Genomic DNA, 26,128 nt, shown 5'->3' with positions numbered 1-26,128 from the left:
CATCTCCACCATTCCTTCAACTGGGAAAATGCCGCCCCCGGGGCCCGGATAGGACCTCGGGGGCGTTCGGTTAACTGCGGGAGCGTGCCGTCAGCTCAATGTGTTCGGTTGGGATCGGAAATCAACCGATTCGGCAAAGGTTGTCGGATACGGCGCTGGCGGTGCTGAGGGGCGCAGGGAGTGAGTGGTATCAGGCGCTTGCAAGTTCCCGGCCAAAGGGGAGTATGATATCCACACTGCTGTCACCAATTCGTGCGGAGAGCCGATGGAACTCGAGGCCAACTCTAATCTTCCGCTCTTTGAGCAACTCGTAGCGGATATCATTGCCGACATCGATGAGGGCGTATATGCCCCTGGTCATGCAATTCCATCTGAACGAGAGCTCGCAGAGCGGTATTCTGTGAGCCGCGTTACCGTTCGTAGCGCCATTCAAGATCTAGTAAAGCGCGGCGTACTTATCAAGCGGCAAGGCAAGGGGACGTTCGTCGCTGCCATCCATCTTGAGCGGCAGATCACTCAGACGCCCGAACTGCTTACTTTCGAGCAGATGTGCCGCGACATCGGCAAGACAGCGGGGACGCGCGTCATTGGGGTCGATCGCGTGAAAGGGACCTCAAAGGACCTCGCGTTTCTGGCTCTGAAGCCAGGAGATGAACTGCTTCGCGTTCAGCGGGTACGGCTTGCCGATCAGGTGCCCGTGATGTATGAGAACAGCTATTTTCCAGCCAAGGATTTTGGATTCATGGTTGAGTCGGTTATGCGGAATCCCTCGATTTTGAGATTGATAACCGAACATACCGGACGCTCGGCGAGCGGGCACCGTAGCTGTTCGCTGCGTATTGCAAAGGCAAGCCTCGAGATCGCTCGGTATCTTGAGGTTTCCGTCGGAGAGCCTCTTTTTCTCGAAACGATTCAGTTTGTGGACGAGAGGGATGAACCGCTCTTCATCGCAAAGAACTATGTTGTTGGAAGTTCGATGGTATTCGATTTTTAGTAACCATCGGTTGCCTGTCGACGCCCGAACCGCCCGCGCGTGATGTGACGTTGAGCATAACGTCAACTTCGACTGCCGATTGTCACCGGCGCCGTACCGCTTGCGAACTTAAAAGCAATACCACTAGATACCAATTGAGATCGGTTCTAGCCTGTTCTTACCAGCTGGTATTGAAACGTATTGCAATGAGTTAGGGAGGCGAACGGTATGGGAGCCCCATCGGGAACCATGGAAAAGAAGCCTAAAAAGCTCAAGCTATGGCACGTCTACACCATCATCTTCGCATTGCTCGCGGTTGTTACCGTTTTGACCTGGATTATTCCTTCGGGCCAGTATCAGCGCACCGAGGTCGATGGCCGAGAGGTTACCGTCGCCGGGACGTACGAGACTGTCGATAAGGTGACGGTCGATGCCGATGGCAACGAAGTCGATCTGCGCCAAGGCTTTTTCGATCTCATTCAGGCGCCCACTGAGGGTATTCAGGGTGCCGTTGATGTTGTTGCTTTCGTCTTCATCGTCGGTGGCGCATTTGGCATCATCACCAAGACGGGCGCCATCGAAGCTGGCATGAAGCGCCTGGTCGCAAAACTTAAAGGCAACGATATCCTCATCATACCGATCACGATGGTTCTGTTCTCGCTTGGCGGGACCGCATTCGGCATGTCTGAGGAAACGCTGCCGTTCTTCGCGATCTTCGTCCCGATTATGATCGGCATGGGATTCGACACGTTCACCGCGTTCATGATTTGCTTCATCGGGCCGAATGTCGGTTATATGGCGGGCGTGATCAATCCGTTCAATACGCTGGTTGCACAAGGCATCGTTGGCATCACCGGCAACCCCCAGATGTGGCTGCGCTGCATCTACTGGGTGGTGCTCACCGCTGCCGGCATCGCGTTTGTCATGCGGTACGCTCTCAAGGTCCGCAAGGATCCCAAGAATTCGATCGTTTATGAGGAAGACTTTCTCAAGCGCGAATCTACGCAAATCGCATCCTCAGACGAGCTTGCCAGCGCTGAGTTCACCGGCCGTCAGAAGGGCGTCCTCGTGGTCTTCGTCGCCGGCATGGTGATTATGATCTGGGGACTTATCACCCAAGGCTGGTACATGAACGAGCTCTCCGGCATCTATCTTGTGATGGGTATTCTCTCCGGCATCGTCGGTGGGCTTAACGAACAGGAAATCGCCGGCGAATTCGTTCAGGGCATGAAGGACTTCTGCTACGCGGCGATCATCATCGGTCTTGCGCGAGCCGTCCTCGTGGTTCTCGAGAGCGGCATGGTCATCGACACCGTGCTGTACTGGCTCGCAACGGCGCTTGCGGACGTTCCTCCTGCGGTGTATTCGATCCTCCTGTACGTCTTCCTCGCCGTTCTCTCGCTTCTCGTGCCCAGCTCGTCCGGTTTCGCAGCGCTCACGATGCCCATCATCGGGCCTCTGACTGAGCTCATGGGACTCAACATCCAGGCTGCCGTCACCGGCGTTGATATGGCAAATAAGCTTGCGAATACCTTCAGCCCGATGAGCGGCGTGATGGTCGCAGGTCTCGCAATCTGCGGAGTTCCGATTGCTAAGTGGTGGAAGGGCGGTTTGCCGTTCGCGGTGTTCCTGGTAGTTGCCGGCATCGTGTTCACGACGGTATCCGGCTTGATTCCTGCCTAGCCATCCATTTCCCGATGGAGCCCGTCCAAGATGGCTCGTAGTCAAATGGCATCCGTCTTGGGCGGGCAGTTTCATCGGCGACCATTCATTTATTCAAGGAGGTAGCCCATGTATGAGGGGTTGAACGTTCATACCGAAATCGGCCCACTTAAGAAGGTCATGCTTCACCGGCCCGGTCTCGATATGCTGTATTTTGGTGATGAGGACTTCGACCGCGTGTGGTTTCACGACGCCCTCTATATCGATATCGCGCAGCAGGAACATGATAAGTTCGCCGAGCTGCTGCGTTCCGAAGGGGCTGAAGTCCTCTATCTCGAGGACCTGCTTCGCGAGGCGCTCGATGCAGACCCTTCTGCGCGCGAGGACTTTACCGAGAAGTATCTAGCCGAAAGCCGCCTCTCAGGGACCGAGTACTTTAAGGCGGCGCGTGAGTTCCTCGATTCTATTAAGGACACGAAGGAGTTTGTCGAGCGCGTATTCCGCGGTATCCGCCGCCGGGAAATCGATCTCCCCAAAGCGTCTGCGCAGACCCTCGCCGAAATCGATAATGCGGCAGGCGATATCGATTCGCTCATAGATCCGCTGCCCAGTAGCTATTTCACGCGCGATGCGTTTGCCATCGTGGGCAACGGCGTCAACATGAGCCGAATGTATCATTACAACCGCAACCGCGAGACGCTCTTGGGCGACACGATCTTCACCTATCACCCCGAATATAAGAACAGCCCCCGCTGGTATGACCGCAAGAGCGCATTCCACACCGAGGGTGGCGACGTATTGAACTTCAGCAAGCATACGCTTGCAATTGGTCTTTCCGAGCGCACCGAGGCAGCGGCAATCGATCAGATGGCCCAGAACATGTTCTGGGGCAACGAGGACTGCGAAATCAAGGAAATCCTCGCGTTCAAGATTCCCAAGTCCTACGCGTTCATGCATCTCGACACGGTGTTCACGCAGATTGACATCGATAAGTTCACCATCCATCCCAACATCATGGGCAACCTCACGGTATATCGCCTTACTCCCGGTGCCACTAAGGGTGAGGTCAAGATCGAGGAGATTGATGACACGCTCGAGCACATTCTCGAGAAATCGCTCGGTCTCGACGCCGTACAGCTCATCGAATGCGGTGGTGGCGACCCCGTGCTCGCCGCCCGCGAGCAGTGGAATGACGGCTCCAACACGCTGTGCGTGAAGCCGGGCGTCGTGTGCGTGTATGAGCGCAACGTCGTGACGAACGATTTGCTCTACAAGAACGGCATGAAGCTCCTTGTTGTTCCCTCGGCGGAGCTCTCCCGCGGCCGTGGCGGCCCGCGCTGCATGAGCATGCCGTTCTGGCGTGAAGAGATCTAAGGCTTTTCGGCGTCGGATGGCATTCGACGTCCGGCGCCGCCTGCCCCGTTAATCAAGGAGGTCCATATGGCTTGTCGAAGCGGAATCAACGTTCACAGCGAAATTGGCCCACTTAAAAAGGTCGTGCTCCATCGCTTCGGGAAAGAACTCATAAACTTCCGCGTCGAGGACTTCGAGACGGTATGGAGCCATGGAGCGTTTTATCTTGAGCGTGCCAAGGAGGAGCACGATGTCTTTGTAGACCTGCTTCATAATGAAGGCGTCGAGACTCTCTTTATCGAGGATTTGGTAGTCGAGGCGCTCGATGCGGTTCCAGGTGCCCGCGAGGATTTTATGCGGCAGGCTATGGAAGAGAGCATGATTGCTTCCCCCGCTTGGAGAGCGGTCGTGCGCAATAAGCTTGATGCCATCAAGGATACGCGTGAGTTTGTGACGGCGTTTATTAACGGCATGCATTATCGAGATGTGGAGCCGCCGGCGCGAGAGGATCTCACCCTGGAGGACCTCGAGACCGAATATGACCCGGCAGATCCGCTGCTGATTCCATTGCCCGGACTCCAGTTCCCGCGCGATCCAGTCGCAACGGTAGGGCATGGAGTTTTGCTCAATCACATGTACAAGCCTCAGCGAAATCGCGAGGTGATCCTGTACGAGACGGTATTTAAGTATCATCCCGATTATGCAGGTTCACCCATCTGGTATGAGCACGAATGCGCAAAGCATATCGAAGGCGGCGACATCTTGAATATCGACGCGCATACCCTTGCGGTCGGTATCTCTCAGCGCACGGAGCCCGGCGCGATTGACCAGCTCGCGCAGAATATGTTCTGGGGAGCCGAAGAATCTGAGATCGAACAGATCTATGCGTTCAACATCCCCTCAGCATATGCATTCATGCATCTCGATACGGTGTTCACTCAGGTGGATATCGATACATTTACGGTATATCCAGGAATCTACAAGACGCTTAGGGTGTATCGGCTCACGCGTGGCGCAAAGCCGGGCATGGTCCGTATCGAGCGCATGGACGGGGAGCTCAAGGACATTCTCGCGAAGATGACCGGACAAAGCTCCGTAAAGCTCATCGAATGTGCTGGCGGAGACCCGATCGAGGCGTCGCGCGAGCAGTGGAACGACGGCTCGAACACGCTCGCTGTCGCTCCCGGTGTCGTATGCGTGTACGAACGAAACATCATCACCAATGACGTGCTAGACAAGGCAGGCCTCAGGTTGCTGGTCGTCCCATCAGAGGAGCTGTCGCTCGGCCGCGGCGGCCCGCGCTGCATGAGCATGCCGTTCTGGCGCGAAGAGATCTAGACCCAGCAGAAAGGAAAACAACCATGGGAGTCAACCTCAGCGGACGCAACTTCCTCAAGCTCTTCGACTTCACCCCCGGCGAGATCGGGTACCTGCTCGACCTCGCCGCCGACTTCAAGCGCATGAAGCGCTGCGGGGTGCCCCACCGCTACCTCGAGGGCAAGAACATCGTCCTGCTGTTCGAGAAGACCTCCACGCGCACCCGCTGCGCCTTCGAGGTCGCCGGCATGGACCTCGGCATGGGCGTCACCTACCTCGACCCGGGCAGCTCGCAGATGGGCAAGAAGGAGTCCATCGAGGACACCGCGCGCGTGCTCGGCCGCATGTACGACGGCATCGAGTACCGCGGCTTCGCCCAGGAGATCGTCGAGGACCTCGCCGCCAACGCCGGCGTGCCCGTCTGGAACGGCCTCACCACCGAGTTCCACCCCACCCAGGCCCTCGCCGACGTGCTCACCATGCGCGAGGAGTTCGGCGATGATCTCAAGGGGCGCAAGCTCGTATTCATGGGCCAGGTTGGTAACACCGCTGACTCGCTTGCAGTAATCTGCGCAAAGCTCGGAATCGATTTCGTTCAGTGCGGACCTCAGGGCGATGTTGAGGGCAATCGAACCTACAATCCCGAAGTGTGGGCGAAGTGCCAAGAAGCGGCCGCGCTCTCTGGAGCGCACATCAGCGTGACTGACGATATCGACGAGGCGGTAATCGACGCTGATGCGATTTACACCGATGTGTGGGTTGGTATGGGCCAGCCCGACGAGCTCTGGAACAGCCGCATCAAGCTCATGAGTCCCTACCGCGTGACGGCGGATGTTATGGCGAAGGCAAAGCCTGGTGCCATCTTTATGCACTGCCTGCCGAGCTTCCACGACACGAAGACCACGATCGGCGCGGAGATCGCGGAAAAGTTTGGTGTGACGGAGATGGAAGTCACCGATGAGGTCTTCGAGTCCAAGCAGTCCCGCGTCTTCCAGGAGGCCGAGAACCGCATGCACACCATCAAGGCCGTGATGTACGCGACCCTGAAGTAGCTGTAAATTCGCTCTCTCCTTTCGATAGGGGTGCGGGTACGCTAAATTCGTACCCGCACCCCGTCTTTTACGAAACTTGCCTGCTAGTATGCAGCAAGGCTGCTGCCCGATGGCTTAGTTTCTATGCACATCGTGCGATGCTTGAAACCATACGACTACGCCAAGGAGTTTGAATTTCCTCTTGTCGACCATTAGGTCGGGGATATCTTGAGTATGCGAGTAGGGCGAGAGAAGGACGGCGTTCGATCCGGCGCTGTAGCGTCGTATCACGACGCCGACCTCGTCCACAATGGCTACGACGAAGCATCCATTCCATGGCCGAATGTGCGGATCGATAAGAAGGAGACATCTATCGGGGTATACCCGGTCAAGAGTTTTGCCGATGTTCTGTATGAAGATGGCGTTCTTATGCCGCTCGACGACATCGGGAGGAGCGTAGACCTCTGAGATCATTTTCAATGATGTTGCCGCAGGCGATTTCGTTATTCGATATACCGGTATAGGAGTCATGGGCCCGTCGGGACGTTCGGTAGAGCGTGGGGCTCGTCGAACGCCGCTCTCTAGGAAGCGCCGACGGCTGGCAAGGCCAACTACTTCGCTCAGGATATCATCTGCCGAAATGCCGAATAGCTCAGTGAGACGCCTCACGTGTGCACTGCGCATGGCGGATTTATCGCGTTCCCAGCGGCAGACGGTCTCCTTGGTGACTCCAAGGAGACGCGCTAGCTCGGTCTGGGTAAGACGTTCGCGTCTGCGTAGTTCCCGGAGGTTCTCGCCGACGCTCATGATGATGACAGCGTCCTCTTGATGGGCAAGCAGAGACTACACGGTCCGCCGTACCCATATACGAGCTCGTCAACATCAACGGCGATTACATCGACACCCGCCCTGTCCAATTCGTCACAAATCAGGGGGTTGCCGTTGCAGGCGCATACTTTTCCAGGTCTTAGGGAAAGTACAGATGCCGCACCATTCGCCATCTCACGTCCAAGTGCGGCGCTGCTCCGCCTCCCACTTGGAATCAAACGAGGTTTTGTGCCTAGGGCTGCATGAAGCGCCTGTGTGAGATTCTCAGTTTTCTTGAGTAGTGGATTCTGACGTGCTCCCGGAGTGATGCGGAATCCCACGAACTGATCGCGCAACAGCGGGTCGACGAGAATGGAACACTCGTCGACTTTTGTCATGAACGCGTCGAGATGGATGCGGCGGTCGATGTTTTCTGGTAGCTGAATAGCAAGAATCTGCTGCACTGGCGAATCTTCCGTGTTGAAGAACAATTCCCTGGCAAGGTTGTCGACGGTCGCGGGGTCGGTGCGTTCGGATATTCCGATGGCAATCGACTTGTTTCCAAGATTGAGGATGTTGCCGCCCTCAAGGTGATATGAGCTATTGGCGGGATACCATATGCTTGTCCCGGCGAAGCGCGGATGAAACTTGAAAATCGTCTCGTAAAAAAGGGCCTCACGTGCACGATCTGGCCAGTACATCGAACTCAAAACGGCGCCGCTTCCGACGATGACGGCGGGATCACGCACGAAGAACATCGTATTCAGAGGTCCTGCAAGAAGAGTGGTTTCAGTAAACTCTGTTCCCAAAGTATGGGAGAGGGGTTCGTATGTGGGGTTTGGCAGACCGACGTCTTTGCAGCGGATGCCGCGGATGGCCAGCAACGCTAGCGACTTGCCATCTGGCTGCGATTCGAGGAGCTGCTTAATCGCTTCGAGCAATTGCCTCCCATGTGCACCACAGCTCTCAAGGAAGCGAGTGTTGAATTGCTCTCGTGCCAATGGCGACGCATCGAGCGCTTCAGCAAGAAGGTCTTCAACTTCAAACAGCTCCACCCCTTCATCCTCAAGGATGTTGGTGAAGCGGTCATGTTCATCAAGGGCGCGATCATAATCAAAATACTGCTTGCCTAGTCGTGCGCGAAGATAGAATACCTGCGAGAAGTTCGTAACCGAATACTCCATCGATTCCAGACCCGGTCGGTGGATGAGGGCTGCGACGAGACGATCTGTATCGCTATCCACGTTGATAAACGACATGACTATCCAATCGAGCTGAAGCGGAATCCCATCGCCCGCATCGTTACATAGGGGTAGATAGCAGGCAATTTGAGTTGACGTTTAATATCAATCTCTTAAGTGAATAGTTGGCGAAAACATCAACCCATCACCCGCTTGCCGCTTCCATCGATTGCAGGTCGTTATCTGTCCGATGTGTCCACAGCAATCTGGAAAATGGTGGAAAGGCAGTGCTTGAAACCGTGATGGAGGTTGATAGGCATGGCGAAGCTCTTCGGGGCGTCTAAGCCGTTCAAAGTCCCCCATACGTACGCCATCATCTTTGTGCTCATGGTTGCCATGGCTCTGCTGACATGGGTGATTCCGTCGGGTGCATACCAGAAGACAGAAGTGGATGGTCGCGAGGTCACGGTAGCGGGGACCTATGAGGCTGTGCCGAAGGTATATGAAGAGGATGGTTCCCTAGTCGATCTTCGTCAGGGGATAGCAGATGTTTTCGAGGCGCCTCTGCTGGGAATCGAAGAAGCAGTAGATGTCGTGGGGTTCATTCTTATCGTTGGCGGTTCGTTTCAAATCATTACGAAAACCGGATCGATTGCTGCGGGAATGAGCCGTGTAATCCAACGTCTACAGGGCAAGGACATTTTGATTATTCCTGTCGCTATGGCCCTGTTTGCGCTTGGTGGCTCGACATTCGGCATGGCCGAAGAGACGCTGCCATTTTTTGCGATTTTCCTGCCCATCATTATGAGCATGGGTTTTGATTCGATGACGGCTTTCATGGTCGTTTTCATGGGCGCAAAAATCGGATATACCGCTTCGACTGTCAATCCGTTCAACGTCCTTATTTCTCAGGGGATTATAGGGATTACGGGCAACCCGCAGTTATGGTTGCGTTGCATCGAATGGATTGTCTTGGTCACGGTCGCGATCCTCTGGGTGGTCTTATATGCGCGCAGAGTCAAAGCGCATCCAGAGACGTCCATTACTTACGAGGAGGACAAAGAAAAGCGCGGTGAGTTCGGCGCAGGCGACGATGTTCTCGAAGCAGAATTCACGTTGCGTCAGAAGCTTGTACTCACTTTGTTTGTCGCCGGCCTAGGCGCGATAGTATGGGGCCTTGTCACACAGGGCTGGTATATGGTTGAGGTGTCTGCGGTATTTCTTGCGGTTGGCATCGGTGCCGGTGCCATAGCAGGGTTCTCTATGTCGCAGATTGCCGAAGAGTTCGTGGCCGGTCTGGCAGATTTCGCCTTCTCCGCCATTGTCGTTGGGTTGGCTCGAGGCATCCTCGTTATCGCGAATAACGGAATGGTTATCGATACCATTCTGGATGTGCTCGCAACCGCCATGCAGGGCGTTCCCGCTCCCGTTTTCACGACCATCCTATTCGTCGTTTTCAACCTCCTCACCATTCTTGTCCCAAGTTCCTCGAGCCTCGCGGCTCTTACTATGCCGATTTTCGGCCCGTTGACCGAGCTCATGGGTTTCAATGCCGAGGCGGCTGTTACGGCGCTATGCATGGGCGAGTCCACGATGTCGATACTTGCTCCTACCAGTCCTATTCTCGTTGCCGGATTGGCGGTTTGCAGGATAAAGCTCGATCAATGGTGGAAGACCGTCTGGAAATTCTTCTTGGTGCTTTGCGTCATCTGCAGCGTGTTCTGCGCAATCTCAGGCATGTTGCCGCTGGCGTGATGAGTAAGGCCGATAAGGCAGAGACGAACGGGAAAGAGGGGTATGCCATGGCAGGGTATCCGATCAACGTCCACTCCGAGATTGGCGCTCTGAAGAGGGTGTTGGTACTTCGCCCGGGCAAAGAGCTGGTCAACCATCGTGCCGAGGACTTCGAAACCGTATGGGTCCACGATTGCTACTATCTTGATAAAGCTCAAGAGGAGCATGACGAATTTACGAGGCTCATGTCCGAGCGCGGTGCCGAGGTGCTCTATCTGACCGACCTTGCTGCAGAGGCCATCGAGGCGCACCCGGCGGCTCGCGCTGAGTTCATCGATCAGGTGATCGCGGAGAGTGGCGTCACGATGCCGCTCCTTTTACAGGCAGCACGCGAGAAGCTCGAGGCCATTGATGACGCGCATCAGCTTGTAAACGACATGATGACAGGCTACTACGTGCGTGATCTTGAGCTTCCAAAAGGGGTCAAGACATTAGCGATGCTTGAGGGGGAGGGTATGTCTCCCGTTAGCCTCGTGCTTAAACCGTTGCCCGCGGCATATTTCACGCGCGACCCCATGGCATCCATTGGGAACGGTGTCACGCTTAATCGTATGTACTGGCCTCAGCGCAATCGCGAGGTGGTCCTGTATCAGATGGTCTTCAAGTATCATCCGGATTATGCGGGGACGCCACTGCTCTACGACCACGACAGTCCTTGGCACATCGAGGGCGGTGATGTACTTAATATTAATTCCAAGACACTTGCGATCGGTATTTCCGAGCGTACCGAAGCGGCGGCGATTGACCAGCTTGCGCAGAACCTCTTCTGGGGGGAGGGGGCAAGTGAGATCGAACAGATATATGCCATCAAGATCCCCCATGGCTATGCCTATATGCATCTCGATACCGTCTTCACGCAGGTCGACTACGACAAGTTCACTGTGTATCCGGGGATTTTCGACACGTTACGTGTTTATCGCCTCACCAAAGGCGACGCGCCAGGGGAAGTGGGGCTCGAGCAGATTGAGGACACACTCGACCACATTCTTGAGATGGCTACGGGGCAGGATTCCGTTCAGCTGATAGAGTGCGGCGGCGGCGACCCGATCGAGGCGTCGCGCGAGCAGTGGAACGACGGCTCGAACACCCTTGCACTCGCTCCGGGCGTCACTTGTGTGTACGAGCGCAACGTTGTGACGAACGATGCGCTGTACAAGGCCGGTATCGATCTCGTCGTTATGCCTTCAGAGGAGCTCTCACGTGGCCGCGGCGGCCCGCGCTGCATGAGCATGCCGTTCTGGCGCGAAGAGATCTAGACCCAGCAGAAAGGAAAACAACCATGGGAGTCAACCTCAGCGGACGCAACTTCCTCAAGCTCTTCGACTTCACCCCCGGCGAGATCGGGTACCTGCTCGACCTCGCCGCCGACTTCAAGCGCATGAAGCGCTGCGGGGTGCCCCACCGCTACCTCGAGGGCAAGAACATCGTCCTGCTGTTCGAGAAGACCTCCACGCGCACCCGCTGCGCCTTCGAGGTCGCCGGCATGGACCTCGGCATGGGCGTCACCTACCTCGACCCGGGCAGCTCGCAGATGGGCAAGAAGGAGTCCATCGAGGACACCGCGCGCGTGCTCGGCCGCATGTACGACGGCATCGAGTACCGCGGCTTCGCCCAGGAGATCGTCGAGGACCTCGCCGCCAACGCCGGCGTGCCCGTCTGGAACGGCCTCACCACCGAGTTCCACCCCACCCAGGCCCTCGCCGACGTGCTCACCATGCGCGAGGAGTTCGGCGATATGAGCGGCAGAAAAGTCACATATTTTGGACGCGGAGGCGGAAACACCAGCGACTCGACGATGATTATCTGCTCGATGCTCGGAATCGATTTCTGCCTTTGCGGTCCACAGGATGACGTTCCAGGTAACTCGTTCTTCGACCCGGGTATCTTGGAGCGTTGCCGCGCCCTCGCAGCGGAAAACGGTTCAAGGATAACTATTACCGATAACATTAAAGAGGCCACGCGCGATGCAAGCGTTATCTATACAGATGTATGGATTGGCATGAGTTCGCCCCGTGAAGTTTGGCCTGAGCGCATTCCGTTGTTCGAACCCTATCGCGTAACCTCTGATGTAATGGCTATGGCTCGTCCTGACGCCATCTTCATGCACTGCCTGCCGAGCTTCCACGACACGAAGACCACGATCGGTGCGGAGATCGCCGATACATACGGCATCACCGAGATGGAAGTTTCCGACGAGGTGTTTGAAGGTCCTCAGTCCCGCGTCTTCCAGGAGGCCGAGAACCGCATGCATACCATCAAGGCCGTGATGTACGCGACCCTGAAGTAATTCTTCAGCCCTCCTCCTCTCTACCGTGCGCCCTGCTGTCGTTAGATGGCAGGGCGTTCTTGCGAGAAGGTGGGGAGAGGTTGCAGGGGCTTCCCTGTTGGCGTCAGTGATGCTCGATCGCGGCGCATTGTCGTTTGGTTGTCGTCTCAGTGTTTCCCGTTGTTCGCGGCGGAGCCGTTCACGTGGTCGCGGGCGAACACGACGCCGTGGGCGAACGCGAGCTCGCAGGCATCGGCGGCGCGCATCACGGTGTCATCGAACGCTTCGGCATCCTTGCCGCGCAGCTGCTTGAGCACGAAGTCCGCCGTGGGCATCTTGCCAGGAGGCTCGCCGATCCCGAAGCGGATGCGGCTGAAGTCGCGGCTCCCCAGCTTGTCGATGATGGAGCGCAGGCCGTTGTGGCCGGCGTGCCCGCCGCCCACCTTCACGCGCACGTCGCCCTCGGGGATATCGAGTTCGTCGTGGACCACGAGAAGTTCCTCAGGCGCGACCTTATACTCTCGGCAGAGCTTGGAGATGGGGCCACCGCTCGTGTTCATGAAGCTCTGCGGCTTTACGAGCACGACCTCGCGTACGCCCCCTTCCGCCTCGGTGTCGCGCACCTTGGTCGTGGCGACCTCGGCGCCGAGCTGGTTCTTCCAATAGGACACGCCCGAGCGGCGCGCGAGCTCGTCCACGGTCTTGAAGCCGGCGTTGTGTCGGGTGTTCGCGTATTCCTCGCCGGGATTTCCCAGGCCCGCGATCATGCGGATGGGTTTAGGTGTCGGCTGTGCCATGCATGCTCCGTTTCGGTTGCGCTTGGATTCGCAAGTCTCAATCGTCCAAAAGGGTACAGCACATTAGACGGCTAGGGAGCCGACTCGGTGCATGTTTGCTGAATGTCCCGAATCGGTCGGGAGATTCTTGTGTCTAGGTCGATGCTCGCGCTCCACGACGGCGAGAAGCCAACAAAAACCCGCCACGAATCAAACGCGAATCTAACGGATATCCAACCGATGCGCAAACGTCATAGCGTTAAAAAACCGAGGTAAATACTAGTATCATGCTTGTGGTAACGTCTCCGCATGGGGACGTTGGTGCTTTCGCATATTCCATCTCTTAGAGCTCTTCGCGCGGCGCGAAGAGCCTATGGGTTCCTGCCATGGGAGTCTTTCGGACGCGTCGAGCAGCGCCGTGCGCTCGCTGACTGCGTTCCCAATGCCGACCAGGTTGACTTCGTTGAGCTCAATCGCCTGGGGGCTTGGGACTTGGCTGAGGGGGAGCCGCTCCATTTGCTCGTACAGGACGCCTCGGCGCGGCGGCATAGGAAGCCCCTCCAGTGTCATGTGGTTGCAAGCTCGCTTCCCGCTGGTGCCCTGATGCGTATCGGTCCCGGCGTGTTTGCGTGCGCCCCCGCGTTCGCGGCGCTGCTCTATTCGCGGGGTCGCACTCTGGGCGAGGTGCTTACGTTGCTGATGGAGCTGTTGGGGACCTATTCACTGCCCGAGGAGGCTACCGTTCCCATCTCATGGGGAGGCGTCTGGCCGGATGGGCGCTCGCACGAGGATGTCGAGCAGGTTCGTTACCATTGCGACCCGGCGGCTACGATGGCAGATCTGAAGGCGATGGCGCGTTGGACGAAGAGCAGCAGGTACGCCGTTTTCCGTGAGGCGGTGCGTATCGCGGCCCCTGGTTCTGCCTCGCCCGGGGAAAGCGTGATGTTCGGCATGCTCGGAGCTCCAATGAGACATGGTGGCTTCGGCTGTGGCTCGCTGCCTAAAGGGGGCATGCTGCTCAACCATCGCCTCGATTTCAATGCTGATGCCGTGCTTATGTCGTCGGGTATGCCCTACGCGATATGTGATGCTTACATTCCGGCAGCCAAGACCGATGTCGAATACAACGGATGTGGCCATGAGCTGGAGAACGCGCGCATACATGATGGGCAGCGCAACAACGGAATCAAGGGCATGGGCGTAACCGTGCTGGTAATCAACCGTGACCAGATGCGCGACATCGTGGCGCTTGAGGCGATTGCAAAAGTGATTTACAGGGCGGCGGGCAAGCGTTTTCGGTACGGCATCAAGGGCTACCGCATAATTCAAGAGCAGTGGCTCAACAACCTGAGAAAAGGAATTGGTTTACCTGGAATATGACGGTGGGTAGCAGCCGCAGCAGATTGTTTTTTCTTCCAATGCGCGAAAAGTGGCAACGCAGTTCAGATATGTACGATTGAAATTAAGGGTGTAGCTGTGAGGGGCACAAAACGCCCCTATATCCCGTCCTCGTTGAGAAGCAATCCCGCGACTTTACGCTTGGAAGGCGCTCTTCCGCCCACATGAAACGCTAGAGGCCTGCACTCGCCCCTGTCGCATGTGCTCCAATCGTACATATCTGAACTGCGTTGCCACTTTTCGCGGGAGGAAACAAAAAACCTGCCCGCGATTAACTCGCAGGCAGGTTCCGAGGGTGTCGCAGAGGCGAGAAGCGATTGATGAGTAGGACCTATCCCTGAAATCTACAGCGCGAAGTCGCCGCCGATCAGCTTGGAGACGGAGTGCTCGTAGTACACGGCGTTGATGGCGTCGGCGAACTCGTTGGCGACCGTGATGGTCTTGATCTTGCCGCCCACCTCGACGGGGATGGAGTCCGTGACCACGCACTCGACGATCGGGGCGTCATTCAGGCGCTCGACGGCGGGACCGGAGAAGATGCCGTGGGTGGCGCACACGTAGATGTCGCCCGCGCCCATCTTCTTGAGCTCGCGGACGCTCGCGCAGAGGGTGCCGGCGGTGTCGATCATGTCGTCGTTGATGATGCAGGTCTTGCCCTCGATGTCGCCGATGATGCCCATGACCTCGGCCGCGTTGTGGCGCGGACGGCCCTTGTGGGCGATGGCGAGCGAGCAGCCGAGCATGTCGGAGAGCTTCTTGGCGGCCTTGGCGCGACCCACGTCGGGCGAGACGACCACGAGGTTGTCGGTGTCGAAGCCCATGTTGTTGTAGTACTCGCCGAAAAGCGGGAGCGCGGAGAGGTGGTTCACCGGGATGTCGAAGAAGCCCTGGATCTGGCCCTGGTGCAGGTCGAGCGTGATGACGCGGTCGACGCCGGCGCGCTCGAGGAGGTTCGCGACGAGGCGCGCGGTGATGGGCTCGCGCGGCGCGGCCTTGCGGTCCTGACGGGCGTAGCCGTAGTGCGTGATGCACGCGGTGATGGTGCGGGCGGAGGCGCGCTTGGCGGCGTCGGTGGCGATGAGGAGCTCCATGAGCGCGTCGTTCACGTCGCCGGAGATGGACTGCACGAAGAACACGTCGGCGCCGCGGACGGTCTCGTCGAAGCGGGCGTAGATCTCGCCGTTGGCGAACTTCTCGAGCGCGAGGCCCGAGAGCTCGACGCCGAGGATCTGCGCGATCTTCTCGGCGAGCGGGCGGTTCGCGGTGCCCGAGTAAAGACGCAGCGTCTTTACCATTTCCATGGTCTTCTTCGAATCGTTGGTCGGCATGTTCCCCTTCTCCTTTTGTTGGCTGCCTACCGCGTCGGGCTGCGGCTACCTGCGCGCGTTCTTGCGCTCGGTGTAGCCTGCTATGATGCGCTGCTCGGTGCGCTCGATGGCGAGCGCGCCGTCAGGGACATCCTTGGTGATGGTGCCGCCGGCGCCGGTCACCGCGTGCGCCCCGATGTTCACCGGGGCGACCATCATCGTGTCGGAACCGATGAAGGTCCCGTCGCCGATCGTGGTCGCGTGCTTGTTGACGCCGTCGTAGTTGCAGGTGATGGACCCGGCGCCCACGTTGACGCCGGCGCCCATGGTGGTGTCGCCGATATAGGAGAGGTGGGGGACCTTGGATCCCTCGCCGATGGTCGACTTCTTGATCTCGACGTGCGTGCCGGCCTTGGAGCGGTCGAGCATGTGCGTGCCGGGGCGCAGGTACGCGCGCGGTCCGCAGTTGACTTCGTTCTCGAGCACGGCGTCGATCGCGACGGTCTCGTCGAGGGTGCAGCCGTTGCCGCAGCGCACGTTGGTGAGGCGGGTGTTGGGGCCGACGGTGCAGTCCTCGCCGATCGCGCAGGCGCCGATCAGGTGCGTCTGCGGCCAGATGACCGTGTCGCGGCCGACCGTGGCGTCCGGGCCGATCCAGGCCTGCGCGGGGTCGATGAAGGTGACGCCCTCGGCCATGAGGCGGGCGTTGATGCGGTCGCGCGCGATGGCGGTGAGCTCGGCGAGCTGGGCGCGGCTGTTGATGCCGAGGCCCTCGCGGTAGTCGTCGCAGCAAAACGAGGTGACGGTCTGCTCGGCGCGGCGCAGGATCTCGAGCATGTCGGGCAGGTAGTACTCGCCCTGGGCGTTATCGCAGGTGATGTCGCCGATGTGGGCGGCCAGCTGCGCGCCGTCGAAGGCGTAGCAGCCCACGTTGCTCTCCTGGATGGCGGCCTGCTCGGGCGTGCAGTCCTTCTGCTCGACGATGGCCAAAAGCGCACCCGACTCGTCGGTGATGATGCGGCCGTAGCCGAAGGGATCGGGCGGCAGCATGGAGAGCACCGCGCCGGCGACCTCGCCGGTGGCGACGGTGGCGGCGAAGCCGGAGATGGTCTCGGGCTGGATGAGCGGCAGGTCGCCGTTCAGCACCACGACGGGGTCCTCGGCGATGCCGGTGGCCTCGAGCGCGACGGCGACCGCGTGCCCGGTGCCCAGGCGCTCCGTCTGCTCGACGCAGGTGATGGCCTCGTTGCCGGGATAGGTGGCGTCGATGATGGCGCGGACCTCGTCGGCGTGGCTGCCCACCACCACGACGATGCGCGCGCAGCCCGCCGCCAGCGCGGCGTCGACCACCCACGAGATCATGGGCTTGCCCAGGATGCGGTGGGCGACCTTGGCGTGGTTGGACTTCATACGGGTGCCCTCGCCTGCGGCGAGGATGATGGCGGTTGCGTCCATATGCTCCCCCGGATAGCTGTTGCGTTCCGCGCGATGCGCCCCTCGATGATAACCCACGGGCGCGGTCTTGCCGGCCCTGGGCGGCGCACCTTCTTAAACGTCACAGCTACTGCGCAGTCTCGCTGCCGCCGGTTGGTATGATAGGTGGCGCCGCGGCGCGCATCGGCGCCGTGGGGCGCCCGCGGCCCGGGCGCCCAGTGCGCGGCTGCGGCCGCGCGTACCGCTAAAAGACACGACGGGGAGGTGGCGATGGCGACACGGGTCCGGCATACGGCGTTCGATACGTCCCATCCCGCGGTCCCGGCGGCGTACCTCCTGGTCACGCTCGGTCTCACCATGGGCGCGTTCCAGCCCGTCCTGATCGCGCTCTCGCTCGCGGGGGCGCTTACCTGCGCGGTCTGCCTGCGCGGGGCGGTCGCCTGCCTCGCGAGCCTGCGCTGGCAGCTGCCCCTCGTGCTCATCGTCGCGCTGCTCAACCCGTTCTTCTCCGCCTCGGGGTCGACCGAGATCCTTCGCATCGGCCTGCGGGCGGTCTACCTCGAGAGCCTGTGCTACGGCTGCTGCATGGGCGCGCTCTTCATCGCGAGCGTGCTCTGGCTCCAGGTGGCCGCCGAGCTTCTGCCCTTCGACAAGGTCATGGCGCTTCTGGGCAACGCCGCCCCGGTGCTCGCGCTCATGGTCGCGCAGTGCATGCGGCTCATCCCGCGCTTCGCCCGCCAGGGGCGCACCATCATGGCCGTGCACGCGGTCGCCGTGGCCGGCATGCGCGGCGGCGCGGGAGCGCCCGCTGGGGTGGGGGAGCCTGCGGGCGACCCGGGCACCAGCGCGCGTCGCGGTCTTACCGCCACGGTGCGCGACGGCCTGCGCACCTCGTCGGTGCTCATGGGCTGGAGCATGGAGAACTCGCTCGAGACCGCTGACGCCATGCGCGCCCGCGGCTGGGGCGCGGCGCCGCGCCGCACGACGTACGCCCGCTACCGCTTCACCGCCGCGGACGCCGCCGCGCTCGGCGGCCTTTTCGCCGCGGCGGCCCTCATGGTCCTGCTCGCGGCGGCCGCGACGTCGCAGTTCTCGTTCTACCCCACGATGAGCGGGCTCGTCATGTGGTGGGGCTACGTCCCCTATGCGGCATGGATGGCGCTGCCTGCCGTCCTGCATGCGCGGGAGGCGGTGAGCTTCAGGTGAGCGCTTGCGGTGCTGCAGCCCCGCCGCGCGGCGGCAACCCCGGCGCGGCCCTCTCGTTCAGGGGTGTGGGCTTCACGTACGCCGGGCAGGAGCGCCCGGTGCTCGCCGGTATCGACTGGGAGGTCGACCAGGGCGCCTTCGCGCTCGTCGTGGGCGACACCGGTTCGGGCAAGTCGACCCTGCTCTCGCTCGCCAAGCCCGAGATCGCCCCGGCGGGGGAGCGCACGGGCGCGGTGCGCGTCTTCGGCGATCCCGTCGAGGATCTCGATGCCGAGCGCTCCGCGCGCACGGTGGGCTACGTGTTCCAGAACCCCGACAACCAGATCGTCTGCGAGAGCGTCTGGCACGAGATGGCGTTCGGCCTCGAGAACCTGGCGACGCCGCGAGGCGAGATGCGCCGGCTCATCGCGGAGACGAGTTACTTCTTCGGCATGGAGGACTGGTTCCGCGCCGCCACCGACGAGCTCTCCGGCGGCCGCAAGCAGCTGCTCGCGCTGGCGTCGACCCTCGTCATGCAGCCGCGCCTGCTCCTGCTCGACGAGCCCACCGCCCAGCTCGACCCCATCGCCGAGAAGAACTTCCTCCACGCGCTCTTCCGCGTGAACCGCGAGCTGGGCTGCACCGTGGTGGTCGCCACGCACGCGCCCCGCGCCATGCTCGATTACGCGACCAGCGCGTTCAGGCTCGAGGAGGGCCGCATCGAGCGCGTCGCCGACATGAGGGCGCTCGCCGTCCGCGCGCCGCTTTTGCCTGCGGGGCGCGTGCGCACACACCGTGCGGCAGTCGAGGGGTCCGGACAGGGCGTCGCCCCGGTGCCCGGGTCCGCCGCGGGGCAGGCGCCCCCGTCCCCGGCGCTCGGGCCCGCCGCGCTCGAGTTCTCCCGCGCGTGGTTCCGGTACGGGCGCGACGACGGGTGGATCCTGCGCAACCTCGACCTCACGGTGCGCGCAGGCGGCGTGCACGCGCTCGTGGGCGGCAACGGCTGCGGCAAGTCGACCCTGCTCGCGCTCATGGCGGGCGTGCTCAAGCTCCAGCGCGGCGCGCTCAGAACGTCCGTCCGCTCGAGCGCGCTTCTGCCGCAGGACCCGCGCGCGCTCTTCGTCGCGGAGACGGTCGACGGCGAGCTCGCCGAATGGGCCGACGCCGCGGGCTATGGCCCGGCGGAGGCCGAGGCCATGCTCGCGCGCGTGGGCCTCGCCGGCCGCGGGGACACACACCCCTACGACCTCTCCGGCGGGCAGCAGCAGCTGCTCGCGCTCGCGAAGCTCCTGCTCGTGGGGCCCGAGCTCCTGCTGCTCGACGAGCCCACCAAGGGGCTGGACACCGCCTCCCGCCGCGCGGTGTGCGAGCTCATCGACGGGGTCGCGGCGGCGGGCACGACGGTCGTCATGGCGACGCACGACCTCGCGCTCGTCGAGGAGCTGGCGGACGAGGTCTCGATGGTGTTCGACGGCGAGGTCGCTTCGACCGAGCCCGCAGAGAGGTTCTTCGAGGGCAATGTCTACTACCGGCCGTGATAGAGGGCTCGGCGCCGCGTGCCGTGCGGGGGAGCCGCGCGCGGGGCGGGCCGGGCGCATCCTGCGCGCGCTCGAGGTGCCGCTGCTCGCGGCGGTCCCGTGCGCTATGCTCGCGCTCGCCCTGCTCGACGTCGACCAGTCGGCGCTCGTTATGCTCGTCGTGGTGGCCCTCGTCATCGCGTTCCTCTTCGCCGGCTACGAGGCGGGGCGGCCCGGGCTCAGGCAGATCATGCCCACGGTGGTGCTCGCGGCCCTCGGCGCCGCGGGGCGCATCCTCTTCGCGGCGGTCCCCGATGTGAAGCCGCTTTCGGCCATCGCCATCATCGCCGGCGCGACCTTGGGGCCGCGCAGCGGCTTCATGGTCGGTGCGCTCGCGGCCTTCACCAGCAACTTCTTCTTCGGCCAGGGCATGTGGTCGCCTTGGCAGATGTACGCCTGGGGGCTCGTGGGCTACCTGGGCGGGGCGCTCGCCCGCGCGGGCGCGTTCGACCGGGAGGACGGGAGCGTGCGCGTGGGTGCCCTCGCCGCCGCGGGGTTCTGCTCGGGCATGCTCTTCGGAGCCGTGATCAACACCTACGACATCATCGGCTTCGTGCGGCCGCTCACCTGGGCGGGCGCGCTCGCGCGGCTCGCGGCGGCGGTCCCGTTCGATGCGGTGCACGCCGCCTCGACGGCGGTCTTCCTCGTCGCGCTCTACCGGCCCTGGACGCGGCGCATCGGCCGCGTGGTGCGCAAGTATAGCCTGCGGGAGTAGGCGCGACGCCGCCGCTCATGTGCACGGCGCCGGCGCCAGGTGCCGTCCCTACAGCTCGATGACGAGCTCCACGGGGCAGTGGTCCGAGCCGAAGATGTCCGAGCGGATGGAGGCCTCGCGCACGTTGCCCGCGATGGCGTCGCTCACCAGGAAGTAGTCGATGCGCCAGCCGGCGTTGTTCTTGCGCGCGTTGAAGCGGTAGCTCCACCAGCTGTAGGCGCCCGTCTCGTCGGGGTGGAGTGAGCGGAACGTGTCGGTGAAGCCTGCGCCCAGGAGCTCGGTGAACTTGCCGCGCTCCTCGTCCGAGAAGCCGGCGTTGCCGCGGTTGCTCCGGGGGTTCTTGAGGTCGATCTCCTCGTGGGCGACGTTGAAGTCACCGCAGGTCACCACCGGCTTGCCGGTCTCCTCCTCGAGGCCCTTCAAGAAGGCGCGGTAGGCGTCGTCCCACGCCATGCGGCACTCGATGCGGGCGAGCCCCTCCTTGGCGTTGGGCGTGTAGACGTCCACGAACCAGAAGCGGTCGAACTCGAGCGCGCACACGCGGCCCTCTGTGGCGGCCTCGGCCACAAGGTCCGCCGCCGCGCCCGCGCCGGCGAAGGGCAGAAGGCTGTCGGCACGGCGCACCGAGAGCGGCTCCTCGCGCGTGAACACGGCCGTGCCGGAGTAGCCGCGGCGCTCGGCATAACTCCATACCTGCTGGTAGCCGGGCAGGTCGAGCTCGACCTGGCCCTCCTGCAGCTTGGTCTCCTGGAGTGCTAAGATGTCGGCGTTAAGCTCGTGCGCGATTTCCTCGAAGCCCGGCTCCTTCTTGAGCACGGCGCGCAGGCCGTTCACGTTCCACGAGGCGAACTTATAGCTTCTGGTCTGGTTGGCGGTCATGGTGCTCCTTTATGTCGGCCGGCGCGGGGCGCCGGGTCGTGTACGGGGTCGCCTGGGGGCAGGCGGCGGCTCGGGACTATCGTACCCGAGCGCGCGGCAGCGGGCGAGCTTGCCGGGCGGCTTCACGCGACTTCCGAGGAGGCATCGATGGGAACGGCGATCACCGAGGTCAAAGCGGCCCAGGAGGCGCTGCGCGCGCTGTTTTCGACCCATGGCCGGGTGGTGTTCTTCGGCGGCGCCGGGGTGTCGACCGCGAGCGGCATCCCCGACTTCCGCAGCGTCGATGGCCTGTACCGCCAGCATTTCGCCTACCCGCCCGAGGAGATGCTGAGCCACGGGTTCTATGTCGAGCACCCGGCCGAGTTCTTCGAGTTCTACCGCGAGCGCATGATCGCGCCGGACGCCCGGCCCAACCGGTGCCACGAGAAGCTCGCCGAGCTCGAGGCCGAGGGCGTGCTCTCGGCGGTCGTCACGCAGAACATCGACGGGCTGCACCAGGCGGCGGGCAGCCGGCGCGTCTTCGAGCTGCACGGGTCGGTGCACCGCAACATCTGCCGGCGGTGCGGGGCGGTCTACGACGCCGCGTGGGTCTGCGCGCGCGAGCACGAGGACGGGCGGGGCGTGCCCGTCTGCCCGGCGTGCGGCGGCGCCATCAAACCCGACGTGGTGCTCTACGGCGAGACGCTCGACGACGCGACCGTCGAGGGGGCCGTGCGCGCGATCGCCCAAGCCGACGCTCTCGTGGTGGGCGGCACCTCGCTCGTGGTCTACCCGGCGGCGGGGCTCATCCGCTACTTCCAGGGCGATGCCCTCGCCATCGTGAACCGCGACCCCACGCCCCAGGACGGCCTCGCGGACCTGCTCATCTCCTGCGACATCGCCTCCGCGTTCGACTTCTAGCGGCGCCCGCGCCCATCGGCATTTCCTGGAACCTTGCGCGGGGGAGCGTCTCGCGCGGGCGGCTGTGGATACAATAGGGAGAGCTCGACATCGACCGCCTCCGGCGCCCCGGCTGGGGGTGTGGCGAAAGGATCATCATGGCTCGTGACACCAAGGTTTGGCGCTGCGGAAAGCATACCCTCACGTTCGATCGCCCCCGGATCATGGGCGTGCTCAACGTCACCCCCGATTCGTTCAGCGACGGCGGGGAGCATCTCGACGCGCAGGCCGCCATCGACCACGCCATGGCGATGCTCGATGCCGGCGCGGACATCATCGACGTGGGCGGCGAGTCGACCCGCCCGGGCTTCACGCCGGTCGATGCCGACGAGGAGGCCAAGCGCGTCCTGCCGGTGATCCGCGCGCTCGCGTCCAAGGGCGCGATCGTGTCCATCGACACGCGCCACGTCGAGGTCGCGAAGGCGGCGGTGCGCGTGGGCGCCTCGATCGTGAACGACGTCACCGGTTTCACCGACCCCAAGATGGTCGAGTTCGTGAAGAACAGCTCCTGCGGCGTGATCATCGTGCACGCGGGCGAGGTCTCGGACGCCCCGGCGCGCACGCGCACGGCCGTGCAGCTCGACACCTCGGCCGCGGCCTACGTCGCCGAGCGCGCCCGCGAGGCCGAGGAGGAGGCCGCCGCGGCGAAGGGCGGCAAGGGCGCCAAGCGCGCCCGCGGCAAGGTGCTGGGTGGCAAGCTCGGCGGCGCGGTGCAGCCGCCGCTGCCCTTCGGCGACCTGCCCAACGGCTCCGCCGGCGCCGATGCCGAGGCCGAGGCCGCGGAGCAGGCGGCCCATGCCGAGGAGGACGCCCGCGAGGTCGCCTCGCACGAGGAGACGCGCGTCATCGAGCAGACCGACGAGCTCGCCGCCGTCATGCGCCGCTCGGCCCGCCGCGCGGAGGCCTACGTGAGCACCTCGCAGCTCCGCCGCTTCACCCTGCCCGACTCGGCGCCCATCATGCGCCGCGTGATGGGCTTTCTCTCCGACCAGGCGCGCGCCCTCATGCACGCGGGCGTCGACCGCGAGCGCATCTGCATCGACCCGGGCCCGGGCTTCGGCAAGTCCGCGAACGAGGACGTGATCATCCAGCGCGAGACCGCCAAGATGGCCTCGCTCGGCTACCCGCTTCTGTGCGCGGTGTCGCGCAAGCGCTTCGTGGGCACGGTCTCGGGCGTGGCCGATGCGGCCGACCGCGACGCGGCGACCTTCGGCGTGTGCCTGGGCGCCATCGAGAACGGCGCGAACATCGTGCGCGTGCACGACGTCGCCGGGTTCGCGCAGTTCCTGAACGGCTTCTGGGCCGTCGCGCGCCCGCAGCCGCGCCGCGCCTTCGTGGCCCTCGGCTCGAACATGGGCCAGCGCCTGGACAACATCCGCCGCGCGCGCGACCTCATCGCCGAGATCCCGCTCACCTGCGTGTCCAACTGCTCGCGCATCTACGAGAGCGAGCCCGCCTACGAGACGCGCCAGTCGCCGTTCGCCAACGCCGTGATCGAGATCAAGACCGAGCTCGCGCCCCTCGTCCTCATCGACGAGCTGCTCGACGTCGAGAACCGCATGGGCCGCAACCGCACCAAGAGCGCCAAGCCCAACGGGCCGCGCGTGATCGACTGCGACCTTCTGTGGATGGACGGCGAGACGCACGGCGGCACCAAGCTGCAGCTGCCGCATCCCAGGCTCGGCGAGCGCGACTTCGTGCTCGTGCCGCTCGAGGACCTCATGCACGATCCGGCGCGCTTCTTCCGCTACGAGGGCGTGCCCGTGCTCGAGCCCGAGGAGCGGACCGGCCATGTGGTGGGCGAGCTCGGGCAGATGTAGGCCGCTTCAGGTGGGGCCGTCATGACTTTTGAGGTGCTGCGATGACGCGCGATGAGGCGTTGACCACGCTCGGGCTGGACGGGGGCGCCACGCGCGAGGAGGTCCGGATCGCCCATCGCGAGCTGGCACAGATGCTGCATCCCGACAAGTTCGGCGAGAACAGGCGCCTGCGCGAGCGCGCCGAGCAGCAGATGAAGCGCATCAACGAGGCGCGCGACGTGCTGTTGGGTGAGAAGGGTACCGCGCGCGGCGCCGCTGCCTCGGCTGCGGGCCAGACGCGCCGCGCTTCCGGTACGGGTCCCGCGCGCGGCGGCTCGTCGCCCGCGCAGATCCGCTTCGAGGCCGAGGCCCGGGCGCACGCCGCCGAGACCGCGCGTCTCACCGTGGTGGCGCAGCTGCGCACCATGCGCGAGCGCCGGCGCACCATGGGCGGCATGGCGGCCGCCGCGGCGCTCGCCATGCTCGTGACCTCGCGCATGCGCGGTACGCTCGGCATGCTCATCTTCTCGGTGGCCTCCATGCTCACCGTGTGGGGCATCGTGGACGCGGTGAGCCTCTCGGGCCAGATCTCGACGCTGCAAAAGCGCTCGACCGAGCTCCTGCGCCAGCGCGACGCCGCCCGCAAGATCGCCGAGGAGGCCGCGCGGCTGTAGCGGCTCGCGTGTCGGCGGCGCCGGGTCGACGGCGATGATATCCATATCTATGTATCTCGGTGAAGCCTGTTTCATCGAGGTACAGCGAAATGGACGAAATTGAGGATAATCACGACTTTTCCGTCCATATCCATGGAGCTCGATCGACCGGGCCCCCCTCCACGTTACCGAGATACATGGGAATGGACACCTTGTCGAGCGGCGCGCCCAGGGCGGTTCGGCTGAACGATAGCGAGTTCCCGTCAACGGTCCAACCGTGATTTCCTCACATATTGCAGGATGGACATTTTGCCGAAGGGTGCGGCCACGCGGCGCGCGCGGGCACGCCCCGGGGCGCATGCGCTACCATAGAGCGCAGCGAACGAGAGGATACGCCCATGTCCCATAAGCGCCAGGATGCGAGCCAGGTCTCGCCGGAACTCGACGAGATGGTCTGCGACCTGATCGGCTACATGCTCGACGAGCTCGCCGACGGCGGCGATCCCGGCGTCCTCACCTGCGTCGAGGATGCCGACGGCGCGCGCGTCGAGGCGTCGTTCACCGACGACGGCGAGGAGGCGTGCCTCGAGGCGGCCAAGGCCCGCATCGCGCAGAGCGCCCAGGGCATGGCCAAGGAGGGGCTGGGGCCCATCGCGCGCTACGCCATCGGCTACGTGGGCGGCGTCCAGCTGGAGGACGGCTTCGCGGACGCGGTGCTCGTGAGCTTCTACGAGCGGGGGCTCACGGACGAGGACGGTGCGCCCACGGGGTACTCGGCCTACGTGCTCTTCGAGGGCGCCGGCGAGGGCGACCGCTTCGCGTGGGCCGATCCCGCGCCCGCCGGTGCGGAGGAGCCGCTCATCTAGGGTTGGTCATCTAGGGCGGGCCACTCAGCCGATTTCCCGGTCCCGTGCCGCTCGGATTCCGCGCCGACATCCGTAAAGATTCCGTCATCGGTTGATTTCCGATCCCAACCGAACACATTGAGCTGACGGCACGCTCCCGCAGTTAACCGAACGCCCCCGAGGTCCTATCCGGGCCCCGGGGGCGGCATTTTCCCAGTTGAAGGAATGGTGGAGATG

22 protein-coding genes are annotated in these 26,128 nt (G+C 62.6%); 16 read left to right on the top strand and 6 right to left on the bottom strand.

All coding sequences use genetic code 11. The features are described 5' to 3' along the window. Positions 1-265: 265 nt before the first annotated feature. The 5 genes from FS885_RS08560 to argF (FS885_RS08540) all read left to right on the top strand — a co-directional run bounded on the left by FS885_RS08560 (position 266) and on the right by argF (FS885_RS08540) (position 6,357). A complete protein-coding gene (locus FS885_RS08560) occupies positions 266-994 on the top strand; it encodes a GntR family transcriptional regulator (RefSeq protein WP_144744647.1) in 729 nt (242 codons plus the stop codon). Positions 995-1,222: 228 nt separating this feature from the next. Continuing rightward, a complete protein-coding gene (locus FS885_RS08555; RefSeq protein WP_144744646.1) occupies positions 1,223-2,656 on the top strand; it encodes a YfcC family protein in 1,434 nt (477 codons plus the stop codon). Between the two features lie 108 nt (positions 2,657-2,764). After that, positions 2,765-4,009: an arginine deiminase gene (locus FS885_RS08550; protein ID WP_144744645.1), complete on the top strand. Its 1,245-nt coding sequence runs from the start codon at positions 2,765-2,767 to the stop codon at positions 4,007-4,009. 66 nt (positions 4,010-4,075) lie between these two features. Then, a complete protein-coding gene (locus tag FS885_RS08545) occupies positions 4,076-5,326 on the top strand; it encodes an arginine deiminase (protein ID WP_144744644.1) in 1,251 nt (416 codons plus the stop codon). 23 nt (positions 5,327-5,349) lie between these two features. Then, positions 5,350-6,357, top strand: coding sequence for an ornithine carbamoyltransferase (gene argF / locus FS885_RS08540; RefSeq protein ID WP_144744643.1), 1,008 nt, complete (start codon positions 5,350-5,352; stop codon positions 6,355-6,357). A gap of 114 nt (positions 6,358-6,471) precedes the next feature. Here argF (FS885_RS08540) and FS885_RS08535 read toward each other — a convergent pair whose 3' ends face one another. Next, positions 6,472-7,143 (bottom strand): helix-turn-helix domain-containing protein, encoded by a 672-nt coding sequence (locus FS885_RS08535; protein ID WP_144744642.1) that lies wholly within the window; start codon positions 7,141-7,143, stop codon positions 6,472-6,474. Then, the gene (locus tag FS885_RS08530; RefSeq protein ID WP_144744641.1) at positions 7,140-8,402 is read right to left on the bottom strand and encodes an arginine deiminase family protein; all 1,263 of its coding nucleotides are present in this window, start codon (positions 8,400-8,402) and stop codon (positions 7,140-7,142) included. Before FS885_RS08530 ends, FS885_RS08535 begins: the two co-directional genes overlap by 4 nt. A gap of 240 nt (positions 8,403-8,642) precedes the next feature. Between FS885_RS08530 and FS885_RS08525 the strand changes: the two genes are divergently transcribed. Genes FS885_RS08525 through argF (FS885_RS08515) form a run of 3 tightly spaced genes read left to right on the top strand, consistent with a single transcriptional unit; the run spans position 8,643 to position 12,405 of the window. After that, positions 8,643-10,079, top strand: a complete 1,437-nt coding sequence (locus tag FS885_RS08525) for a YfcC family protein (protein WP_144744640.1) — start codon at positions 8,643-8,645, stop codon at positions 10,077-10,079. Between the two features lie 47 nt (positions 10,080-10,126). After that, positions 10,127-11,374, top strand: a complete 1,248-nt coding sequence (locus FS885_RS08520; RefSeq protein WP_144744649.1) for an arginine deiminase — start codon at positions 10,127-10,129, stop codon at positions 11,372-11,374. 23 nt (positions 11,375-11,397) lie between these two features. After that, the gene (gene argF, locus FS885_RS08515) at positions 11,398-12,405 is read left to right on the top strand and encodes an ornithine carbamoyltransferase (protein ID WP_144744639.1); all 1,008 of its coding nucleotides are present in this window, start codon (positions 11,398-11,400) and stop codon (positions 12,403-12,405) included. A gap of 146 nt (positions 12,406-12,551) precedes the next feature. Here argF (FS885_RS08515) and pth read toward each other — a convergent pair whose 3' ends face one another. Then, complete coding sequence (gene pth, locus FS885_RS08510) at positions 12,552-13,181, bottom strand: aminoacyl-tRNA hydrolase (protein WP_186365836.1); 630 nt, start codon at positions 13,179-13,181, stop codon at positions 12,552-12,554. Positions 13,182-13,763: 582 nt separating this feature from the next. On the opposite strand from pth, the gene FS885_RS08505 reads away from it, so the two are divergent. Continuing rightward, the gene (locus FS885_RS08505) at positions 13,764-14,540 is read left to right on the top strand and encodes an endonuclease domain-containing protein (protein WP_246060915.1); all 777 of its coding nucleotides are present in this window, start codon (positions 13,764-13,766) and stop codon (positions 14,538-14,540) included. Positions 14,541-14,902: 362 nt separating this feature from the next. On the opposite strand, the gene FS885_RS08500 is transcribed toward FS885_RS08505, so the two are convergent. Together FS885_RS08500 and glmU are read right to left on the bottom strand one after the other, a co-directional pair. Continuing rightward, on the bottom strand, positions 14,903-15,886 hold the full coding sequence (locus FS885_RS08500) for a ribose-phosphate diphosphokinase (protein ID WP_144744637.1): 984 nt from the start codon (positions 15,884-15,886) through the stop codon (positions 14,903-14,905). Positions 15,887-15,931: 45 nt separating this feature from the next. Next, complete coding sequence (glmU, locus tag FS885_RS08495; RefSeq protein WP_144744636.1) at positions 15,932-17,320, bottom strand: bifunctional UDP-N-acetylglucosamine diphosphorylase/glucosamine-1-phosphate N-acetyltransferase GlmU; 1,389 nt, start codon at positions 17,318-17,320, stop codon at positions 15,932-15,934. 249 nt (positions 17,321-17,569) lie between these two features. Here glmU and FS885_RS08490 point away from each other — a divergent pair, with 249 nt between their 5' ends. From FS885_RS08490 to FS885_RS08480, 3 genes are read left to right on the top strand one after another with little or no spacing between them, the layout of a single operon-like run. Beyond that, a complete protein-coding gene (locus FS885_RS08490) occupies positions 17,570-18,505 on the top strand; it encodes an energy-coupling factor transporter transmembrane component T (protein ID WP_144744635.1) in 936 nt (311 codons plus the stop codon). After that, positions 18,502-20,022: an ABC transporter ATP-binding protein gene (locus FS885_RS08485; protein WP_246060914.1), complete on the top strand. Its 1,521-nt coding sequence runs from the start codon at positions 18,502-18,504 to the stop codon at positions 20,020-20,022. Before FS885_RS08490 ends, FS885_RS08485 begins: the two co-directional genes overlap by 4 nt. Further along, positions 20,003-20,776, top strand: a complete 774-nt coding sequence (locus tag FS885_RS08480; protein ID WP_144744633.1) for a DUF6580 family putative transport protein — start codon at positions 20,003-20,005, stop codon at positions 20,774-20,776. Before FS885_RS08485 ends, FS885_RS08480 begins: the two co-directional genes overlap by 20 nt. 48 nt (positions 20,777-20,824) lie before the next feature. Here the strand turns inward: FS885_RS08480 and FS885_RS08475 are convergent, their stop codons facing one another. Further along, complete coding sequence (locus FS885_RS08475) at positions 20,825-21,655, bottom strand: exodeoxyribonuclease III (RefSeq protein ID WP_144744632.1); 831 nt, start codon at positions 21,653-21,655, stop codon at positions 20,825-20,827. A 147-nt stretch (positions 21,656-21,802) separates the two neighbouring features. Here FS885_RS08475 and FS885_RS08470 point away from each other — a divergent pair, with 147 nt between their 5' ends. The 4 genes from FS885_RS08470 to FS885_RS08455 all read left to right on the top strand — a co-directional run bounded on the left by FS885_RS08470 (position 21,803) and on the right by FS885_RS08455 (position 25,912). Beyond that, on the top strand, positions 21,803-22,555 hold the full coding sequence (locus FS885_RS08470; protein ID WP_144744631.1) for an NAD-dependent protein deacylase: 753 nt from the start codon (positions 21,803-21,805) through the stop codon (positions 22,553-22,555). A 137-nt stretch (positions 22,556-22,692) separates the two neighbouring features. Continuing rightward, positions 22,693-24,414: a dihydropteroate synthase gene (gene folP, locus FS885_RS08465; protein ID WP_144744630.1), complete on the top strand. Its 1,722-nt coding sequence runs from the start codon at positions 22,693-22,695 to the stop codon at positions 24,412-24,414. A gap of 41 nt (positions 24,415-24,455) precedes the next feature. Beyond that, positions 24,456-25,067 (top strand): J domain-containing protein, encoded by a 612-nt coding sequence (locus FS885_RS08460; protein ID WP_144744629.1) that lies wholly within the window; start codon positions 24,456-24,458, stop codon positions 25,065-25,067. Positions 25,068-25,444: 377 nt separating this feature from the next. Next, a complete protein-coding gene (locus FS885_RS08455) occupies positions 25,445-25,912 on the top strand; it encodes a hypothetical protein (RefSeq protein ID WP_144744628.1) in 468 nt (155 codons plus the stop codon). Positions 25,913-26,128: the final 216 nt, after the last annotated feature.

Origin of the sequence: Enorma burkinafasonensis (assembly GCF_902150035.1) — a bacterium.
GTDB lineage: Bacteria > Actinomycetota > Coriobacteriia > Coriobacteriales > Coriobacteriaceae > Enorma > Enorma burkinafasonensis.
The sequence above is the reverse complement of the archived record's forward strand: the minus strand, read 5'-3'. Positions and strand labels throughout refer to the sequence as shown.

Coding starts and splice junctions, on each gene's coding strand:
- FS885_RS08560 (WP_144744647.1), top strand. CDS start 266: ATGGAACTCGAGGCCAACTCTAATCTTCCGCTCTTTGAGCAACTCGTA.
- FS885_RS08555 (WP_144744646.1), top strand. CDS start 1,223: ATGGAAAAGAAGCCTAAAAAGCTCAAGCTATGGCACGTCTACACCATC.
- FS885_RS08550 (WP_144744645.1), top strand. CDS start 2,765: ATGTATGAGGGGTTGAACGTTCATACCGAAATCGGCCCACTTAAGAAG.
- FS885_RS08545 (WP_144744644.1), top strand. CDS start 4,076: ATGGCTTGTCGAAGCGGAATCAACGTTCACAGCGAAATTGGCCCACTT.
- argF (WP_144744643.1), top strand. CDS start 5,350: ATGGGAGTCAACCTCAGCGGACGCAACTTCCTCAAGCTCTTCGACTTC.
- FS885_RS08535 (WP_144744642.1), bottom strand. CDS start 7,143: ATGAGCGTCGGCGAGAACCTCCGGGAACTACGCAGACGCGAACGTCTT.
- FS885_RS08530 (WP_144744641.1), bottom strand. CDS start 8,402: ATGTCGTTTATCAACGTGGATAGCGATACAGATCGTCTCGTCGCAGCC.
- FS885_RS08525 (WP_144744640.1), top strand. CDS start 8,643: ATGGCGAAGCTCTTCGGGGCGTCTAAGCCGTTCAAAGTCCCCCATACG.
- FS885_RS08520 (WP_144744649.1), top strand. CDS start 10,127: ATGGCAGGGTATCCGATCAACGTCCACTCCGAGATTGGCGCTCTGAAG.
- argF (WP_144744639.1), top strand. CDS start 11,398: ATGGGAGTCAACCTCAGCGGACGCAACTTCCTCAAGCTCTTCGACTTC.
- pth (WP_186365836.1), bottom strand. CDS start 13,181: ATGGCACAGCCGACACCTAAACCCATCCGCATGATCGCGGGCCTGGGA.
- FS885_RS08505 (WP_246060915.1), top strand. CDS start 13,764: ATGCGTATCGGTCCCGGCGTGTTTGCGTGCGCCCCCGCGTTCGCGGCG.
- FS885_RS08500 (WP_144744637.1), bottom strand. CDS start 15,886: ATGCCGACCAACGATTCGAAGAAGACCATGGAAATGGTAAAGACGCTG.
- glmU (WP_144744636.1), bottom strand. CDS start 17,320: ATGGACGCAACCGCCATCATCCTCGCCGCAGGCGAGGGCACCCGTATG.
- FS885_RS08490 (WP_144744635.1), top strand. CDS start 17,570: ATGGCGACACGGGTCCGGCATACGGCGTTCGATACGTCCCATCCCGCG.
- FS885_RS08480 (WP_144744633.1), top strand. CDS start 20,003: ATGTCTACTACCGGCCGTGATAGAGGGCTCGGCGCCGCGTGCCGTGCG.
- FS885_RS08475 (WP_144744632.1), bottom strand. CDS start 21,655: ATGACCGCCAACCAGACCAGAAGCTATAAGTTCGCCTCGTGGAACGTG.
- FS885_RS08470 (WP_144744631.1), top strand. CDS start 21,803: ATGGGAACGGCGATCACCGAGGTCAAAGCGGCCCAGGAGGCGCTGCGC.
- folP (WP_144744630.1), top strand. CDS start 22,693: ATGGCTCGTGACACCAAGGTTTGGCGCTGCGGAAAGCATACCCTCACG.
- FS885_RS08460 (WP_144744629.1), top strand. CDS start 24,456: ATGACGCGCGATGAGGCGTTGACCACGCTCGGGCTGGACGGGGGCGCC.
- FS885_RS08455 (WP_144744628.1), top strand. CDS start 25,445: ATGTCCCATAAGCGCCAGGATGCGAGCCAGGTCTCGCCGGAACTCGAC.